Raw genomic sequence first — 16885 nt, forward strand, 5'->3', positions numbered from 1 at the left:
TCATGGAACAGACAACACAAGCTCCAGGCCGCTGGGAGCGTTTTAAAAACTCGGATATCGTTTACTATTTCTTGCGTGACAAAGTCGCTATGTTCAGTGCTTTCGTCTTCGCTTGCTTCTTAGTATCAGCACTAGCAGCACCGATTATTGCTCCGTCAGACCCTTATGACTTGATGTCTATCGATATCATGGATTCAGAACTTCCTCCTTCATGGATGGAGGGCGGTGAGTCCAACTTTGTATTGGGTACTGATGAGCAAGGTCGTGATATTTTCTCAACTATCTTGTATGGCTCAAGGCTGTCACTGACTATCGGTTTCCTAGCAGTAGGCCTACAGCTGATTCTGGGTATCGTTATCGGTCTATCAGCAGGTTACTTCGGCGGCCGTATTGATAGCTTCCTGATGCGCTTTGCCGATATTCAGCTTTCGTTCTCAACCATGATGGTCGCGATTATTGTTTCTGCCATCTTTAAGGCGAGCTTTGGCAGTGCCTTCTACAGCGAATATGCAGTAGTGATGCTGGTCGTGATCATTGGTGTGGCTGAATGGCCACAGTATGCGCGTACCATTCGTGCTTCGGTACTGGCAGAGAAGAAGAAAGAATACGTAGAAGCGGCGCGCGTGATGGGCTTTAAAGCGCCACGCATTATGTTCCGTCATATTCTTCCTAACTGTCTATCACCAATCTTGGTTATCTCAACGGTACAGATTGCGAATGCAATCATGTCGGAGGCGGCACTGTCGTTCCTTGGCCTAGGTCTTCCGGTTGACCAACCCTCTCTGGGCGCATTGATCAGTACTGGCTTTAACTACATCTTCTCTGGTGCATGGTGGATTACAGCCTTCCCAGGTATCGTTCTAGTAACCTTGGTATTGGTTATCAACCTGTTGGGTGACTGGTTACGTGATGTATTTAACCCGAAACTGTATAAGGGTTAATTAACCCCTTTCGATAAAAACCCAAACGCCTGATGAGAATTCGTCAGGCGTTTTTTATTGCGGTAGAACAATGCAATACGCAACAGCTTGCTAATTATTGGCGAATAACCCTACTCTCAACTAGTCTTTCGGAAGTGATTGTTTTTAAACTAATTAGAGGGTTATAAGCAAAATGACGCGAATAAAGTTACCCCTAGTGTGTTCAGTGTTTATTTGGCTAGTTGCGTCTGCGAATGTCCAGGCTGGCAATTATTTGTGCTCCGCTACTCAAGAGTCTTTTGATAAGCCAGCATTGCTAGGAGAGGAGTGCCCAATAGGTGTGTCGTTGTGGGGAAAAACCAAGCCACAATACAACAAGTCGACCTTTTGGATACAGTGTGGCTTTTTTCCTGAAGAGCTTACCCTAGATCAGGTGAATCAGATTTACCCTAACGTTTCTGCCTCTATCTGGAATAAAGCTGAATCAAAGGGGCGACGCTGCTTAATTGGGCCTTATGATGATTTCGAACAAGTGAATCTTGAAGTCACACAACTTAGAACCATCGAAGGGTTTGAAAAGTCCTTTATCCGTGAAGTCGAAAAATAAAAAAAGGATGGCCCAAGCCATCCTTTTTAATATTGCCGCAGTTGGCAATTATCTCATGGTAACGAACTCTTCCGAGCCTGTTGGGTGGATAGCCACTACAGAATCGAAGTCTGCCTTAGTTGCGCCCATCTTCATCGCCACAGCGAAGCCCTGAATCATCTCATCAACAGTAAAGCCGATACCGTGCAGACCCACCACTTTTTCGTTGTCACCGGCACAGACTAGCTTCATCTTACATGGTTGACGATGCTTGGTGACTGCTGTGTACATAGCAGTGAAACCAGAGGTGTAAACCTTCACGTTATCTTCGCCGTATTGCTCAATAGCTTCTTGCTCAGTCAGCCCAATAGTGCCAATTGGTGGGTGGCTGAAGACGACGGTTGGAACTAGGTCGTAGTCCATTTTCGCGTCAGTCTTGTTGTTAAACAGACGCTCAGATAATTGGCGACCCGCTTTAACCGCAACAGGAGTTAGCTCAATACCGCCTTCCATGATGTCGCCAACACAGTAGATACCCTTAACGTTAGTTTCTTGGTACTCATCAACCTTGATGTAGCCACGGTCGTTGGTTGCAACGCCGGTATTGCTAAGGTTGATAGCATCAGTAGCAGGGTGGCGACCGATAGCCCAGATTAGCTCATCCACATTGTGGGTGTTGCCGTTCTCTAGGTGCAGGGTTAGGCTGCCGTCCGCTTCTTTTACCACTTCTTTTGGTACAGAGTGAGTATGTAGCGTTGGGCCTTCTGCTGCCATTACCTCGGTCAGTGTCTCGATGATCATTGGATCGAAGCTACGTAGCGGAGACTCTTTACGCACAAACAGGTCTGTTTGTGTGCCAAGCGCGCTCAGCACGCCTGCGATCTCAACGGCAATGTAGCCAGCGCCAACTACAGCAACACGCTTAGGTTGTGCTTCTAGGTCGAAGAAACCATTAGAGTCGATGCCATGTTCAGCGCCAGGGATGTTAGGGATAGTTGGGCGACCGCCCACTGCAATTAGGATGTGATCAGCAGTGTATAGCTCACCATCAACCTCAACCGTTTTTTCATCAACGAACTTTGCAAAGCCCTTGATCACATTAACCTTGTTGTTACCAAGAACGCGGTCATATGACTGATGGATACGGCCAATATACGCTTGGCGGTTTTCAACAAGCTTTGACCAGTGAAAGTCTTTCAGGTCTACATCAAAGCCGTAGTCCTCTGCGTAAAGGTTAATAGCTTCGGCAACTTGCGCGCCATGCCACATCACTTTCTTTGGCACACAGCCAACGTTTACACAGGTGCCACCAAGGTCTTTCGCTTCGATAAGAGCGACCTTAGCGCCATACATAGATGCGCGATTAGCTGATGCAATACCGCCACTACCGCCACCAATACAGATGTAGTCAAAATGAGTTGCCATTGAGTTCTCCAAAATCCTTGTAGTCTTTTTAGTTATATTGGGTGAATTTATTCGGGTACAACCCATTCAACCTTAAAATGTCCTGTTGCGGGTGCAATCGCTTGTTTTAATACAGGCAAGATGGCTTGCATCTGGCTTTCAAGCTTCCAAGGCGGATTGACAATGATCATGCCTGACGCCGTCATGCCTCTTTCATTGGTATCTGGCGATACACCCATTTCGATTTGTAATATCTTGCGAATGCCAAGGCCTTGTAAACCCTTCAACATATCGTCGATATCATAGCGATTGACTACAGGGTACCAGATTGCGTAAATACCTGTTGCCCAACGCTTATAACTTTGTGCGATAGCTTGTACGACATCGCGATATTCTTTAGCCAGTTCGTATGGAGGATCAATAAGCACTAATCCACGACGCTCTTTTGGCGGTAAGCTACCCTTTAAGCGAGCGAAGCCATCTTCTTTAAAGATCTTAACTTGGCGGTCACGGTGAAATTCCTGCTCTAGCAGGGGAAAGTCGCTAGGATGCAACTCCGTTAATAGCATGCGGTCACCACGACGAAGTTGAGCTCGAGCAACGCGTGGAGAGCCTGGATAGTATCTCAGCTCATCACCTTCATTGAGGGTGCGAATTGAGTCAAGATAGCTCTCTAGTTCTTCAGGCAAGTCCGCTTGCTGCCAAAGCTTCGCGATGCCTTGTTTGTATTCGCCGGTTTTTTCTGACCATTCATGGGTCAGATCGTAGCGGCCTACACCTGAATGAGTGTCGTGATAGACAAAAGGCTTGTCTTTCTGCTTTAAGGCGTCAAGTATAAGACTTTGTACAATGTGTTTAACCACATCGGCATGATTTCCAGCATGAAAACTGTGACGGTAGCTGAGCAAGGTGACTCCCCAAGTGAGTATGTGATGGGACTAGTCCACATTATACTCGACTATTGAATTTTGCATAAGTCGTCACTATGTAAACTCTTATAAGACGAAAATAAAAGGGACCCTCTATGTCTAACCCGCTTCTCAATATTACGGATTTACCGCATTTCTCCGAGATCAAGCCAGAGCATGTTAAACCTGCTGTGGAAAAGGCAATTGCGGATTGCCGACACAAGGTAGACGATGTTCTAAAAGACAATGACAACCCAACTTGGGAAAACGTCTGCTTGCCATTGGATGAGGTGGACTCAGTTCTTTCACGCCTTTGGTCACCAGTGAGTCATTTGAACTCAGTAGCCAACAGCGAGGAGCTTCGTGAGGCCTATGAGAGCTGCTTGCCACTTCTATCTGAGTACGGCACATGGCTAGGTCAGCACAAGGGGCTTTATGAGGCTTACAAAGCGATCAAAGCAGACTCAAGCTTTGACGGTCTAAGCCAAGCCAAGAAGAAAACCATCAAAGACGCTCTGCGCGATTTTGAATTGTCGGGCATCGGTCTTCCTGCCGATGAGCAACATCGCTATGGCGAGATCAGTAAGCGTCTGTCTGAGCTTGGGTCGAAGTTTTCCAACAATGTACTGGATGCCACTATGGGGTGGAGTAAGCACATTGAAGACGTGAATGAGCTTGCGGGTATGCCCGAGTCGGCATTGGAAGCGGCGAAAGCGGCAGCACAAGGCAAAGAGCTTGAGGGTTACCTACTTACGCTAGATATCCCTTCTTACGTGCCTGTTTTAACCTACTGCGATAATCAAGAACTGCGCAGAGAGATGTACGAGTCTTACAATACTCGAGCGTCAGATCGCGGACCGAATGCGGGTAAGTGGGACAACACTGAAATCATCGCTGAGCAACTAAAACTGCGCCACGAGATCTCTCGTATGCTAGGTTTCTCTACTTATAGTGAACGCTCACTTGCAACCAAAATGGCTGAGACGACCGATCAGGTACTTGGCTTCTTAAATGACCTTGCTAGCAAGGCTAAGCCTCAGGGCGAAAGAGAAGTAGAAGAGCTACGCCAGTTTGCAGAAAAAGAATTTGGTGTCACCGAACTTAACCTTTGGGATATTGCTTACTACAGCGAAAAACAAAAGCAAAATCTGTTCAGTATCTCAGACGAAGACCTGCGCCCTTATTTCCCAGAAAACAAAGTGGTTTCTGGCCTATTTGAGGTGCTGGATCGTGTGTTTGGCATGCAAGTGAAAGAGCGACAAGATGTGGATGTTTGGCACGAGTCAGTGCGCTTTTTTGATATCTTGACCAAAGAGGGGGAGTTGCGCGGCAGTTTCTACCTAGACCTGTATGCCCGAGAGCATAAGCGTGGTGGCGCTTGGATGGACGAGTGTCGCGTGCGCCGCATAACGTCATTGGGTGAACTGGAAACCCCAGTGGCTTACCTAACCTGTAACTTTAACAAGCCGGTAGGGGATAAACCTGCGCTGTTTACTCATAACGAAGTAACTACGCTGTTCCATGAATTTGGCCACGGTATTCACCACATGCTTACTCAGATTGATGTTTCGTCTGTGTCTGGTATCAATGGCGTGCCATGGGATGCGGTTGAATTGCCAAGTCAGTTCCTTGAGAACTGGTGCTGGGAAGAAGATGCGTTGTCGTTCATCTCAGGTCACTATGAAACGGGTGAACCTTTACCAAAAGAAATGCTGGATAAAATGCTAGCGGCGAAAAACTTCCAGTCGGCGATGTTTATTCTGCGCCAGCTAGAGTTTGGACTGTTTGATTTTACTCTGCACACAGAGTTTGATCCTGATATTGGCGCGCGAGTTCTTGAAACCTTGGCAGAGGTTAAGCAGAAGGTCGCGGTATTACCAAGCCTAGAGTGGAACCGCTTCTCGCATGCATTTAGCCATATCTTTGCCGGTGGATACAGTGCGGGCTATTACAGCTACCTGTGGGCAGAAGTGCTATCTGCGGATGCATACTCACGTTTTGAAGAAGAGGGTATCTTCAATAAAGAGACAGGACAAAGTTTCCTAAATAACATCCTAGAGATGGGTGGCAGTGAGGAACCTATGGAGCTATTTAAGCGCTTCCGTGGTCGCGAGCCTCAAATTGATGCCTTGTTAAGACATGCTGGTATCGGGGCTTAATCCTCGTTAACTCTCTATAAGCCATCTCTAATTGAGGTGGCTTTTTTATGGGTTCACATTGCGGTTGATTGGATTTTGCAGCGAGATAAGGGTTTCGGTAGATTGCACCTCATCGATGGCTTGCAATTTATTGATTAGGACATGCTGCAACTCTTCAATAGAGCGGCACATTAACTTAACGAAGATGCTGTAGGCGCCAGTGGTGTAATACGCTTCGACGACTTCATCTAGGGCGTTGAGCTTCTCTAGCGCTGAATGGTAGTCCTTGGCCGCATTCAAGTTGATGCCGATAAAACAGCACACGTCATAGCCCAATTTCTTGGTATTGACGATAACCTCTGTACCCTCAATGACCTCCGCGGCTCTCATTTTTTCAATTCGAACATGAATGGTGGCAGGGCTAACTTTAAATCGCTTGCCCATCTCTGCATAGGGAGTACGGGCGTCCTCCATCAGTGTTTTTAGGATATCTTTATCGAGTTGGTCGAGCATAGGGCTTTGGTTCATTGGGGTTCCTTAAGAGACACAGATAACAAGAATGCGGTAAACTAACGGATATCCTAATCAGGTCGACAGACCCCTAAACTTTAGAGAGATGACGTTGCAGATTCAACTTCTAGCGCAGTCCGAAGATAAACAATTACAGATCCAAGCATTAGCAGAGCGCTGGGGCTTGCAACATGATCCTGATAGTCAGTTTGCCTTGCAGTTAGGTGAGCGTCTAGAACTAAAAAAGCTGGATGAACCAAAATTAGGGTCAATCTTCGTGGACTTTGCTGGTGGAGCAGTGGCGCATCGCCGTAAATTTGGTGGTGGCAAAGGGCAGTCCATTGCAAAAGCTGCGGGTCTCAATAAGGGCGCGACACCGTGTGTGCTAGACGCTACAGCAGGCCTTGGCCGCGATGCCTTTGTGTTGGCCTCTCTAGGCTGCAGGGTGCAAATGATTGAACGCAACCCTGTGGTTGCAGCTTTACTTGATGACGGCCTTTCTCGAGCAAAGCTGGACCCTGAAATTGGTGGCTGGGTTAGCGAGCGCATGTCGCTATTGCACGCCTCGAGCCTAGATGCACTGTCGCAGTTGGCCGAGGATAACGAGTTTCAACGACCTGATGTTATCTATCTTGACCCTATGTACCCTCACCCAGAAAACAAAAAGAAAAGCGCGCAAATCAAAAAAGAGATGCGAGTGTTTCAGACTTTAGTTGGGCCGGATCAAGATGCGGATGGTCTTCTTGAGCCTGCGCTGGGGCTGGCCACTAAACGAGTCATTGTGAAAAGACCTGACTACGCCAACTGGCTGAATGAGAAGAAACCGAGCATGGCCATTGAAACTAAGAAAAATCGTTTTGATGTTTATGTCTTGTCTTCAATGACTTAGCTCAAAGGTCAAAAATAAATAGTTGAATTACTGCCGTGAAATCGCTATATGTAAGTAATAATCATTATTAATTGCATTTGAGTGACGAGGCTTTATGAGTAAGAAGATGTGCAAATTTAATCGCCGAACGATAGAGGGCAGCTTAGGGGCTATCTATTCTATTGTGGCGGAGCCAAAATTTGTGTGTCGCTCTTGCGCTCGCGTAGCGGGGAGTGGTGAAAACCTGTGTAAGCCTAGCCCGATCCCACCTCAAGCATGCCGCAACAAGATTGCAGGGCCTATTTTAGAGCCAGCCGTAGAAGACTGTGTATTGCTAGCTGAAGCTAAGGCGACAAACGCCATTACTGAAATATCATCGGCTAAAAACAAATCGGAAAAGAAAAAGCTGATTAAGCCAGTGATCAAAGTGGCTGAAAACGCAGAGCAAGACACTATTGCGGATGATGAAGTAGTACAGTATCAGTTGAGCAATAAACAGCTTAAGAAGCAACGCAAGATGCTGAAGAAGCAGGCGAAAATGCACAAGAAGCTGAACAAGATTTTACGCAAAGAGAAAAAGCTCACCAAAAAGAGAAGTAAGCTAGATGCACACCTTAATGAGGTTGTTGAGGCTACCTCTATTCGAGTAGCCTCAAATCATCTCCACTAATTCTAGAGCTATCCTAGAACTGTCCCAGAACTAATCTTGAAGTGGCACGACTAATAGGTCGATAGGCATGTCATGGATCATGTGGCGAGTGTTGGAAAGTAACTTGCCCCAGAAGTCATGATGGTGTCCACAGACAACCAAATCAAATCCTCTTTCTTTTATCGCATCTGAAAGCTCCTCGACCAGATCTCCGCGCCCCACGAGTGTGTTACTCACTGGATAATCGAGCTTTTCGCTCAAACCTTGGAGCTTTTGAGTGGAAAGCTTAGTGGTCGCACTCTGGCTATCAACCAAATTAACTTCAATCAGTCCCGTGTAGACTTCACTATAGTTAACGTCGATATGAATAAAAGAAAGCTCAGCATCAAGAGCTTTGGCAAGCTTGGCTGCTCGATTAGCTAAGTACTCACTATGATCCCCTAAGTCTAGGGCAACAACGATATGTTTATAGCTCATGATAGGCTCCTTATTCGGGCAATAGATTATGTATCCTTAATTTTATTCTAGCAGGGCGAGACATTTTTTTTGCTGAAGTGATCTGAAGTTGAAGTATTCGACTAACAAAAGAAAGAGAATTTTGATTTAGGGCAAAGTCTGTTAATTTAGACACATAGCCACATCGTATATTGGCTGAATGACATTAGAGCTATTAAGAAGAGGAACGTCTTATGCTGTCGGAACAGATGGTTGAAAATTTAAACGCACAAATAAACCTAGAATTTTTCTCATCCAATCTATACTTACAAATGAGTGCTTGGTGTGAAGATAAAGGTTTCGAGGGTGCAGCAGAGTTTATGCGCAAACATGCCACTGAAGAAATGGAGCATATGCAACGCTTATTCACTTATGTGAGTGAGACTGGGGCAATGCCAATTCTAGGTGCCATAGATGCGCCAAAGCATCAGTTTGCAAGCCTTGGAGAGGTTTTCCGTGAGACCTACGAGCATGAGTGCATGATCACTGAAAAGATCAATAAGCTCGCTCACGTGGCTTTCACGAGCCAAGACTACTCAACGTTCAATTTCTTACAGTGGTATGTGGCAGAGCAACACGAAGAAGAGAAATTGTTTAAAGGGATTTTAGACAAGCTAGAGTTGGTTGGTGAAAATGGTCAAGCGCTGTTCTTCATTGATAAAGACCTAGCAATCATGGCTAAAGAAGGTTCAACCTCTATCATGGATGTGGCAGCTGAGTAACGTATCCGTACTCGACTAAACAACTAATTCACACTGGTTGTCTTGCCATTTCCTAGAGAGTGTAGGGAGGAATAGAGATGATCAGTGGGGATTTGATTATTTTTGCGCTTATGATCGTAACTGCGGTCAATAGTATGCGTTACATCAGTACATTAAGGGCACTTATCTTTGTGATGCGCGAAGCGCACCCTTTACTCTACCAGCAAGTTGATGGCCGAGGGTTTTTCACTACTCAGGGTAATGTCGTCAAACAGTTCAGACTTTTCCATTACCTCAAGAGCAAAGAATATTCCCAGCATCATGACCCGGTGTTTGTCGACAAGTGCGATAAGGTTAGAGAGCTCTTTATTCTCAGTTGCGCATTGCTTTTTGTCACCTTAGTTGCGGCTTTCAGCGTTTAATTATTAATCTTGTTTGTATCTCTACCCCGCATCTGGGTAGAATGTGCGCCTTTATAAGGGTATGCGGTTTTCGCATGCCCTTTTTGTATGACCTCCCGAGATGTAGAAAATGAGTGAACACTTTGATGTCGTGATTATTGGTGCTGGTGCCGCAGGCCTGATGTGTGCTGCTGAAGCTGGTAAGCGAGCTAGGCGAGTACTAGTGGTTGATCATGCGAAAAAACCAGGGCGTAAAATTCTCATCTCAGGTGGTGGTCGCTGTAACTTTAGCAACTACGATGTTTCCCCTTCCAATTTCATCTGTAGTAATCCCCATTTCGTGAAATCGGCATTGTCGCAGTACACCAATTGGGATTTCATCTCTATGGTGAGTAAGCATGGCATCGAGTTTGAAGAGCGTGACCATGGGCAGTTGTTTTGCGTGGATTCTGCGAAGCAAATTGTGAAGATGCTACTTGATGAGTGTGACTCGCAGTATGTACAGTTTCAATACCAGGTAGCGGTAAGCAATATTGAGAAAACAGAATCAGGTTATACGCTCCTCGCAAATGGTAAACCGATCAGCTGTGAATCACTCGTGGTAGCTACTGGTGGTCTATCTATGCCTAAACTTGGGGCGACGCCTTTTGGTTATCAGATCGCCGAACAATTTGACTTGGATGTGGTGCCTACCACTGCAGGTTTAGTGCCATTTACTCTGCACAAGCAAGACAAGCTGGATTTCAGTGAGCTGTCTGGGATTGCGATTCCTGCAGAGATTACGGCAGAAGATGGCACTGTCTTCAAAGAGGCATTGCTGTTTACTCATAGAGGGCTCTCTGGACCATCAGTGTTGCAGATTTCTTCGTATTGGTGTGCAGGGCAAAAGGTAACCGTCAATTTGGTGCCTGAGGCTGATGTTGCTGAACTGCTGGCGCAGAACCGAGAGAAGCACCCCAACCAATCTCTAAAAAACACCCTATCTAAGGTACTGCCAAAGCGCCTAATTGAGGTATTGATTGAGCGTAAGCAGTTAGTCGATAAACCTCTAAAGCAATTGAATCACAAAGAGTACGATCAAGTCGTTGATGCACTTGAGGGCTGGCAGATTGTGCCGAATGGAACTGAAGGCTATCGAACCGCAGAAGTGACCTTAGGCGGCGTAGATACCAATCATCTTTCGTCTAAAACCATGGAGTGTAAAACGCATTCTGGCTTGTATTTCATTGGAGAGGTTATGGATGTGACAGGATGGCTTGGGGGCTTTAATTTCTGCTGGTGTTGGAGTTCAGGCTACGTTGCTGGGCAGAATGTTTAAGTACTTCTAAACACCTACATTGGCCTATCTAGTAGGCCAACTCTTGATAACGCATTTGTGCTTTTTGTACTCTCAATCGTCTTTGCTCAACATGAAGCTTAAGTTCGTTAAGGGCAACACGATTCGCATTTTGTTGCGCTGGGCTAAAGCGTTCAAAATCTGCAGCTTTTTGCATATATTCAGCGTGAAGTCTTTGATAGCTGCGCTGTGCATTGCGCGTCTCGTCTGCCCAATGATTTGTCTCTTTTAGGTATGATTTGATCTCTCGAGTTGCTTTATCTTCAACGACAGCTGGCTTTTTCAGTGCTATACGAACGGCTAGGCTCATGCTCGATACAGCCAACATAGAATACATAAAAAACATCATCGCCAAACACCTCTAACAACCATTTCTTGCGCGGACGTGCATTCTGCCATTGTTTAAAAAATAATCAATGTATTTGTAGGACAATTTAACTTTCCATTTTTGTGCGCTTTTGGCATATAGAGAAGGTTCTTAGATTAAGTCTCTGATACTTCTAATAGATCACACAAGAAAGCGCTTACTTTTGCGATAATCGGAGAACGAATAATTTTTGCTTGGGAACAGAAATGGTCAGCTTTTGGAATGGAAATAAGTCACCTTCTCGTCAAGAACATGAGTTTGAGGTGCTGAAACTTGCTTTAGGTACAACTGAGGTCAGCAATGACTTAACGGATTACCCTGATGCCAAAGACGAAGGCAATATCTTCAATTTAGGCGCTGATGCACTGGTAACTGTTGCTGGGAATACTAAATTTGATCGACATGCCTTTTTACCCGTGAATCAACCCTTGTGCATGGGATTGCTTGGGCATCGAATCCTTATTGTTCGTCGTCAAGATGTCAGCACATTTTCGGATATCACTGAAGATGACTTAAAAAGCTTGAAGGCGGGAATTCCCGCAACTTGGGCTGATGCTGACTTATTTCGTAGCAATGGCTATCAAGTCTTTGAACAGGGTTCTTTGGATACCATCTTCGCTGATCTGCAATTGGGCTTATGTGATTATGTCGCCCTCGGAGCCAACGAAGTGCAGGCAATTTATCATGAATTTGCTGAGCAATTTGAAGGGTTAGTCATCGAGCCATCCATGATGCTCTATTATCCCTTTCCATTGGTTTTCTATGTGCACCCTGAAAAAGAGCCACTCGCGACTGAGATAAATAATGGTTTGGAACAAAGCCGTAATAGTGGTGCATTGAGGGTATTGTTTGATAAGCATTATGGGCAGACGGTTACTGATATGAACTTGTTATCTCGCAGGCAGATTGAGCTTGATAATCCTCTGCTTCCAAAGACTTTTTCTGGCTTTAGCTCAGAGCTTTGTTCAAGTAAATCATAGCAAACAAAAAGGCCTCAGCATTGTGCTGAGGCCTTCGTTTTTCAATGCAACTTGTTAGCTACTTAGCTACGCAGAGTAGACTCTGCCACTGTGCAGCGTACTTGAGAGACTTTTCCAGAACGACTGAATAGCTCTTGGCACACTTCGGCTGTTAGACCATTATTAGGCATTGTTACTGCTGAACCATCTTCATAGACAACCTCAACAGAGGTTTCGCTATCAGATGCTAGTTGGTACACAAACGGTACCTGGCAGTAAGTGAATGTTAGTTGGCCAACGGCTAGAGGGATCTCTTTGGTCTCACCCTGAAGATCAAGGTAGCTAAAGGTAACGGCTTCATCCAAGAACTCACTGCTATTGAGTAGTGAAGGGTTTAACTGAATTGCTCCCTCTTTGACTTCAATACCAAGCTCTACAAAGCGAGTAATGATTTCTTCTTTTACCTGTCCTGTCATACCCGGTTGCTGTGCGCCCGCTTGCTTAGGCGTATGCGAGTATGGGTCAGTAGGGAAGGCACCATAGTTACTTGCGGTCTTGTTGAAACCAATACCTTCACGAACGCGGTAGTAGTAATCAGCAAGGGCTTTGGTGACTTCGCTATCCGCATCTTGCGCTAGCGCTACTAAGTAGTTCTCTTGAACTGCTAACAGCAGTTTGGACACCATGTGCCAATAGATACAACCTAAGCCTTCATAACCAAACATGGTACCAGAGCGACCAGTGAAGGCCTTGTGGTTGAATACCTGCTCGTAAAGGGCGTTGATCTCTTGCCACTGTACTTCTGAAGCTTCTGGGTAGTCACCCTTGATGCTATTGATAGCAGCATTTAAGTAGTCACGGTTTTCAAAGCTCGCATTAAAGTGGAAGTTGTCAGCTGTGCTTTGTTGAACAAGGCGCTTATCGCCCTTTTCTACCATTGAATTCAGAAGGTTAGAATCAGTAATTTGTTGTTTGGTGACTTGGTTTTTTTCCATGAATGGAGTCAGGTCACGATCAGGGTAAAGCATGAAGCTCTTCTGGTCCTGACGATACATGTCACTGGCGTACAGCTTGTCTAACAACTGCTTAGTTTCTAGAGGCTCAAGAAGACCAGAACTCAACACCGCTACTTGACCTTCTAGCATCGGGTACAGTTCTTCTACGGTCACGCTGTCTTTGGCGTAAGAGATAATGTTGTAGGCGTTGTACAGGCCATCTTCACGAAGGTTGTTGCGAATACTCTTATCGAGAACCGTTAAGCTTACGTTAAGCAGCTTGCTGATCTCTGCCGTATCTACGGTTTCTTTGCTACCAAAGCTGCCATTAGGGTATACATTGTTGCGATAATCAGCGGCCGCTTGTGCTAGTGATACAAGAACGTCGTACCTTAGCTTAGGGGTCACTTCGCCTGCTGTGAAAGATGCTTCAGCGTCCGCCAAAATAGCCTCAATTGCTATCATCCAATCACGTACTTGAGTTGATAGTTGCGTATACTGAGGGGCTTCAGCAAGCATTTGCTGCATGAAAGATACATAGCGACGCATGTAGTAAAGCGTAACCATAGACAAGCCGTTACCAACGATTGCGTTATTGGCGTCGTTCCACTCAGGGCGTTGCGTGTTTAGCCAGATACCACCATCAAGCACTAGGTTGCTCAGTTTAGAGAGTAGAGGAACTAAGATTTTCTCTAGCAGGTTAACCATGTAAACAGAGTCATCGCTGTTTAGAACTAACTTACCATCGCTGCCTAGCTCAGCCACTTTGCGCTCGATCAGTGACTGTTTTTCGTTGTTAAAGTTAACAGTATCTTTCGGGTTGGCAAACAAACCATCCACATCGCAAATTTCGTAAGGCACGTTTGCGTAGCTGTACGTCTCTGTATTTAGCAGAGCGATCAAGTCGTCGTGTTCAAACTTATCAGCTAATTCCAAGAACTTAAGTAAGTAGATGATCTGATGGTCACCCCAGTAGCCAATGTTGCTCCACTCATCTTCTGGATCAAGAAGCTCCCAATCAATACCATCTTTAGTAATGCGGTAAGGGTTAAAGCCATCAACAGTTGATGCGTTAACAAACTTAGCGATGAATGATTTAATGAAGCCAGGGTAGCTGAGTGCCATCGCTTCCCAGTTTTGGAAGATGTCACGCCAGTTACCTTGATAAGACAGCAGACGATCGCCATGCTCATCTTTGAGTTTGATTTCGTAGTGGTTCCAAGGACGGCTTGGGTCACCATGACGACGGCCAAACGTAAGCGGTAGATACTCATAGGCAAGGCGAACAAGTTGTTGATCACCTGTTTGTTTTGCACCAGAGACTAATTCTGCGTGAGTAAAGCTATCTGCAAGCTCTGCAAAGAAACCTTGATGTTTTGCTACTACTGTTTGGTTAGCGTTGCGCATAGTTTTTACTACGTCGACTTTATCCAAGGTGTAGTTGTTTTCGACTACGCCGCCGCGCATGTTGTTGAACAGTACGTTAGCGTAGTGGTGAACAGAGGTGCTTTCTTCCGCTGTTAGCTGCCATGCATCGGCACCTGACATCAAAGATACCAATTCTTTTTGGTTATCTTCGATACTTGAAAGGACTTGTTTTCGAATATCGTTAGGCACCGCAATCTGAGTATTTAGTGCGGTGATATCGCTGTGGTTTTTGTCGATGTCAGCTGCGATAACCCAAGAGTTTGTTTGATTGCCTTCTAACTTAATTGTTTTATGAATCAGGTAGCTACCACGTTGACCCTTAGTTAAGGTCTCGTCCTGAATTGGCAGTCCTTTTCTAAATGCGGCGATTTGCGAGCTAGTCAGCAGGATCTGATTCGCGTCGTCATCAAGGCTGAATACTGTCGTTGCAAGTAGCGACTCTGCAGGATCTGCGCGATCGCTGAGTTTTGCGTACATGGTGTAAAGCGCTAAAGGAGAGCCTTGCTGGCGTTCATTCCACTTGTAAGCATCAACGAGTGCACTTCGTGTTTGTAGGGCGCCTAATGGGGCACCCGGTGGTAATAGATTTTGCAGGCCATCAAGAAGCTCAATCTGGCGGTCATCGCCAGAAAGGTCAGTCAATTGCGATTGGCGGATAAAGCCAAATTGCTCACTGGTGTTCCAGCTGTATTGAAATTGTAGCTTCAAAGAGTGGTTGATCTCTTCAAAGATAATCTTGTCACCGATGCTGTTTTTGTAGAGATTACGCTCTACCTGGTATAGGCCATCATGGAAGGTATTGAACGGTTCCCATAAAGAAGCACCTGAATTAGTTTTTACTTTAAAGATCGACTTTGCACCGGTGTTTTCGGCGCTTTCATGGATATAGTCCACTGACTTGTACGGGAACAATGCGTTTTCTGGGCGGATACGACCAGCAGAAAGGCTACCTGTAGAAGAGATGAACAGCCAGTGATCGCTTGCAGAAACGACACTGATAAAAAATGGGTTCATGTGGTCGACATTGGATATCTTGTAGTAGCGTTCGCCATCTAGGTTGACGAACTTTCCATCCACGTCTTGTAGAGTATTGTGTTCCATGTTGCAGGCCCTTTTAGAATTTTTGAAAGCGCTTTCTTTTCTACGCTATTGTTTTTATATCGCTATACCCGAGGTATAAGCCTCAGATATAGACCCTTTATTCATTAAATAATTGAGTGAACAGAGTTGCGCTTCACTAGTTCAGGATTGAAGCGTTTTTGCACAGGCAGCTTGCTTCCATTGAGTTGATTTAACAGCATATTGGTTGCATTGATGCCGATTTCTCTAATTGGATAGTTTACTGTGGTCAGCGTCGGTCGAATGTAACGGCAGTAAACACTGTCATCAAAACCAATAACGGATATGTCTTTGCCAACAACCAGGTTTCTTCGATCGCACTCGTCATAGGTAGCCATTGCGATGTTGTCATTTTGGCAGAGGACAGCGGTCACTTGTGGGTGTTCATCGAGGAGCTGTTTGGCCAGTGCTTTGTTTAGCTCGCTTTCCGTCTCGTAAGTACCGTGATAGACGTAGTCCATACTCGGTTCGATACCCGCTTCCTGAATGGCTCTGTGATATCCGATTAAGCGCTCTCGACAGTCCATTTTATTCATATCACCTGTAATGATACCGATATGGCGATGACCCAGTTCAATAAGGTGTTTAGATGCAAGATAGCCACCGAGCTCATTGTCGATATAAAAGCATTGCTCTGAAATCTCTTCAATATGCCTGTTGACGACCACTAATGGACGGTCATGTTTAGCTAGCTTGATTAGGTCTTCATCTTCCAGCTTTTCGGCATGAACGATAAGTCCATCGACGCGCCTAGAATCAAGAAAGTGCAAAGACTCAGCTTCAACTTTTTTATCCATATGACCGCAGGTTGCGATCATATGCAGGTTTGCATCGCGAGTCTTTTTTTCTACTTCTTTCATAAGGTTGCCAAAGAAGGAGCCCTCTAAGGCTCCCACTAAAACACCGATACTATTAGAACGATTAGAAGCCAAAGCCTTTGCAATGGAGTTAGGTTGAAATCCTAACTCGTTGATTGCATTGTAAACTTTCTCTTTGTTCGCCTCTTTTACGGTACTGTGGTTATTCAAAACACGGGACACCGTGGCTTGAGACACTTTGGCAAATTCGGCAACTTCTTTTATCGTAATCATGTTCTAATCT

General features: G+C 45.4%; 16 protein-coding genes. 9 read left to right on the plus strand and 7 right to left on the minus strand.

The window, feature by feature from the left end; all coding sequences use genetic code 11:
- Positions 1-2 precede the first annotated feature (2 nt).
- Both D5I41_RS08485 and D5I41_RS08490 read left to right on the plus strand, forming a co-directional pair.
- Entirely contained in the window at positions 3-941 is a 939-nt protein-coding gene (locus tag D5I41_RS08485; RefSeq protein ID WP_119009437.1) for an ABC transporter permease, read from the plus strand.
- A 172-nt stretch (positions 942-1113) separates the two neighbouring features.
- The gene (locus D5I41_RS08490) at positions 1114-1527 is read left to right on the plus strand and encodes a hypothetical protein (protein ID WP_119009438.1); all 414 of its coding nucleotides are present in this window, start codon (positions 1114-1116) and stop codon (positions 1525-1527) included.
- Positions 1528-1575: 48 nt separating this feature from the next.
- On the opposite strand, the gene gorA is transcribed toward D5I41_RS08490, so the two are convergent.
- Both gorA and D5I41_RS08500 read right to left on the minus strand, forming a co-directional pair.
- Positions 1576-2931 (minus strand): glutathione-disulfide reductase, encoded by a 1356-nt coding sequence (gene gorA, locus D5I41_RS08495; protein ID WP_119009439.1) that lies wholly within the window; start codon positions 2929-2931, stop codon positions 1576-1578.
- A gap of 47 nt (positions 2932-2978) precedes the next feature.
- On the minus strand, positions 2979-3818 hold the full coding sequence (locus tag D5I41_RS08500) for a 23S rRNA (adenine(2030)-N(6))-methyltransferase RlmJ (RefSeq protein WP_119009440.1): 840 nt from the start codon (positions 3816-3818) through the stop codon (positions 2979-2981).
- A 116-nt stretch (positions 3819-3934) separates the two neighbouring features.
- Between D5I41_RS08500 and prlC the strand changes: the two genes are divergently transcribed.
- Complete coding sequence (gene prlC, locus D5I41_RS08505) at positions 3935-5977, plus strand: oligopeptidase A (protein WP_119009441.1); 2043 nt, start codon at positions 3935-3937, stop codon at positions 5975-5977.
- A 45-nt stretch (positions 5978-6022) separates the two neighbouring features.
- Here prlC and asnC read toward each other — a convergent pair whose 3' ends face one another.
- The gene (asnC, locus tag D5I41_RS08510) at positions 6023-6484 is read right to left on the minus strand and encodes a transcriptional regulator AsnC (protein WP_119009442.1); all 462 of its coding nucleotides are present in this window, start codon (positions 6482-6484) and stop codon (positions 6023-6025) included.
- An 88-nt stretch (positions 6485-6572) separates the two neighbouring features.
- Between asnC and D5I41_RS08515 the strand changes: the two genes are divergently transcribed.
- Positions 6573-7355, plus strand: coding sequence for a class I SAM-dependent methyltransferase (locus tag D5I41_RS08515; protein WP_371860123.1), 783 nt, complete (start codon positions 6573-6575; stop codon positions 7353-7355).
- 106 nt (positions 7356-7461) lie between these two features.
- On the plus strand, positions 7462-8004 hold the full coding sequence (locus tag D5I41_RS08520; protein WP_119009443.1) for a hypothetical protein: 543 nt from the start codon (positions 7462-7464) through the stop codon (positions 8002-8004).
- A 30-nt stretch (positions 8005-8034) separates the two neighbouring features.
- Here D5I41_RS08520 and D5I41_RS08525 read toward each other — a convergent pair whose 3' ends face one another.
- A complete protein-coding gene (locus D5I41_RS08525; RefSeq protein ID WP_119009444.1) occupies positions 8035-8460 on the minus strand; it encodes a universal stress protein in 426 nt (141 codons plus the stop codon).
- A gap of 212 nt (positions 8461-8672) precedes the next feature.
- Here D5I41_RS08525 and ftnA point away from each other — a divergent pair, with 212 nt between their 5' ends.
- The 3 genes from ftnA to D5I41_RS08540 all read left to right on the plus strand — a co-directional run bounded on the left by ftnA (position 8673) and on the right by D5I41_RS08540 (position 10898).
- Complete coding sequence (ftnA, locus tag D5I41_RS08530) at positions 8673-9200, plus strand: non-heme ferritin (protein ID WP_119009445.1); 528 nt, start codon at positions 8673-8675, stop codon at positions 9198-9200.
- A 77-nt stretch (positions 9201-9277) separates the two neighbouring features.
- Positions 9278-9601, plus strand: a complete 324-nt coding sequence (gene uspB, locus D5I41_RS08535) for a universal stress protein UspB (protein ID WP_119009446.1) — start codon at positions 9278-9280, stop codon at positions 9599-9601.
- Positions 9602-9710: 109 nt separating this feature from the next.
- Positions 9711-10898 carry a BaiN/RdsA family NAD(P)/FAD-dependent oxidoreductase gene (locus tag D5I41_RS08540; RefSeq protein WP_119009447.1) on the plus strand — a complete coding sequence of 396 codons (1188 nt, stop codon included), beginning with the start codon at positions 9711-9713 and terminating at the stop codon, positions 10896-10898.
- Positions 10899-10926: 28 nt separating this feature from the next.
- Here D5I41_RS08540 and D5I41_RS08545 read toward each other — a convergent pair whose 3' ends face one another.
- A complete protein-coding gene (locus D5I41_RS08545) occupies positions 10927-11265 on the minus strand; it encodes a hypothetical protein (protein ID WP_119009448.1) in 339 nt (112 codons plus the stop codon).
- A 224-nt stretch (positions 11266-11489) separates the two neighbouring features.
- Between D5I41_RS08545 and D5I41_RS08550 the strand changes: the two genes are divergently transcribed.
- On the plus strand, positions 11490-12263 hold the full coding sequence (locus D5I41_RS08550; RefSeq protein WP_119009449.1) for a transporter substrate-binding domain-containing protein: 774 nt from the start codon (positions 11490-11492) through the stop codon (positions 12261-12263).
- 62 nt (positions 12264-12325) lie between these two features.
- Here the strand turns inward: D5I41_RS08550 and D5I41_RS08555 are convergent, their stop codons facing one another.
- Both D5I41_RS08555 and D5I41_RS08560 read right to left on the minus strand, forming a co-directional pair.
- Positions 12326-15766 carry a 1,3-beta-D-glucan phosphorylase, GH149 family gene (locus D5I41_RS08555; RefSeq protein WP_119009450.1) on the minus strand — a complete coding sequence of 1147 codons (3441 nt, stop codon included), beginning with the start codon at positions 15764-15766 and terminating at the stop codon, positions 12326-12328.
- A 104-nt stretch (positions 15767-15870) separates the two neighbouring features.
- A complete protein-coding gene (locus D5I41_RS08560; protein ID WP_119009451.1) occupies positions 15871-16875 on the minus strand; it encodes a LacI family DNA-binding transcriptional regulator in 1005 nt (334 codons plus the stop codon).
- Positions 16876-16885 lie beyond the last annotated feature (10 nt).

The organism is Vibrio superstes (genome assembly GCF_003569005.1).
Classification (GTDB): Bacteria; Pseudomonadota; Gammaproteobacteria; order Enterobacterales; family Vibrionaceae; genus Vibrio; species Vibrio superstes.

Excerpts from the sequence above, each read along its gene's own strand:
- D5I41_RS08485 (WP_119009437.1), top strand. The coding sequence starts at position 3 with ATGGAACAGACAACACAAGCTCCAGGCCGCTGGGAGCGTTTTAAAAAC.
- D5I41_RS08490 (WP_119009438.1), top strand. The coding sequence starts at position 1,114 with ATGACGCGAATAAAGTTACCCCTAGTGTGTTCAGTGTTTATTTGGCTA.
- gorA (WP_119009439.1), bottom strand. The coding sequence starts at position 2,931 with ATGGCAACTCATTTTGACTACATCTGTATTGGTGGCGGTAGTGGCGGT.
- prlC (WP_119009441.1), top strand. The coding sequence starts at position 3,935 with ATGTCTAACCCGCTTCTCAATATTACGGATTTACCGCATTTCTCCGAG.
- asnC (WP_119009442.1), bottom strand. The coding sequence starts at position 6,484 with ATGAACCAAAGCCCTATGCTCGACCAACTCGATAAAGATATCCTAAAA.
- D5I41_RS08515 (WP_371860123.1), top strand. The coding sequence starts at position 6,573 with ATGACGTTGCAGATTCAACTTCTAGCGCAGTCCGAAGATAAACAATTA.
- D5I41_RS08520 (WP_119009443.1), top strand. The coding sequence starts at position 7,462 with ATGTGCAAATTTAATCGCCGAACGATAGAGGGCAGCTTAGGGGCTATC.
- D5I41_RS08525 (WP_119009444.1), bottom strand. The coding sequence starts at position 8,460 with ATGAGCTATAAACATATCGTTGTTGCCCTAGACTTAGGGGATCATAGT.
- ftnA (WP_119009445.1), top strand. The coding sequence starts at position 8,673 with ATGCTGTCGGAACAGATGGTTGAAAATTTAAACGCACAAATAAACCTA.
- uspB (WP_119009446.1), top strand. The coding sequence starts at position 9,278 with ATGATCAGTGGGGATTTGATTATTTTTGCGCTTATGATCGTAACTGCG.
- D5I41_RS08540 (WP_119009447.1), top strand. The coding sequence starts at position 9,711 with ATGAGTGAACACTTTGATGTCGTGATTATTGGTGCTGGTGCCGCAGGC.
- D5I41_RS08545 (WP_119009448.1), bottom strand. The coding sequence starts at position 11,265 with ATGATGTTTTTTATGTATTCTATGTTGGCTGTATCGAGCATGAGCCTA.
- D5I41_RS08550 (WP_119009449.1), top strand. The coding sequence starts at position 11,490 with ATGGTCAGCTTTTGGAATGGAAATAAGTCACCTTCTCGTCAAGAACAT.
- D5I41_RS08555 (WP_119009450.1), bottom strand. The coding sequence starts at position 15,766 with ATGGAACACAATACTCTACAAGACGTGGATGGAAAGTTCGTCAACCTA.
- D5I41_RS08560 (WP_119009451.1), bottom strand. The coding sequence starts at position 16,875 with ATGATTACGATAAAAGAAGTTGCCGAATTTGCCAAAGTGTCTCAAGCC.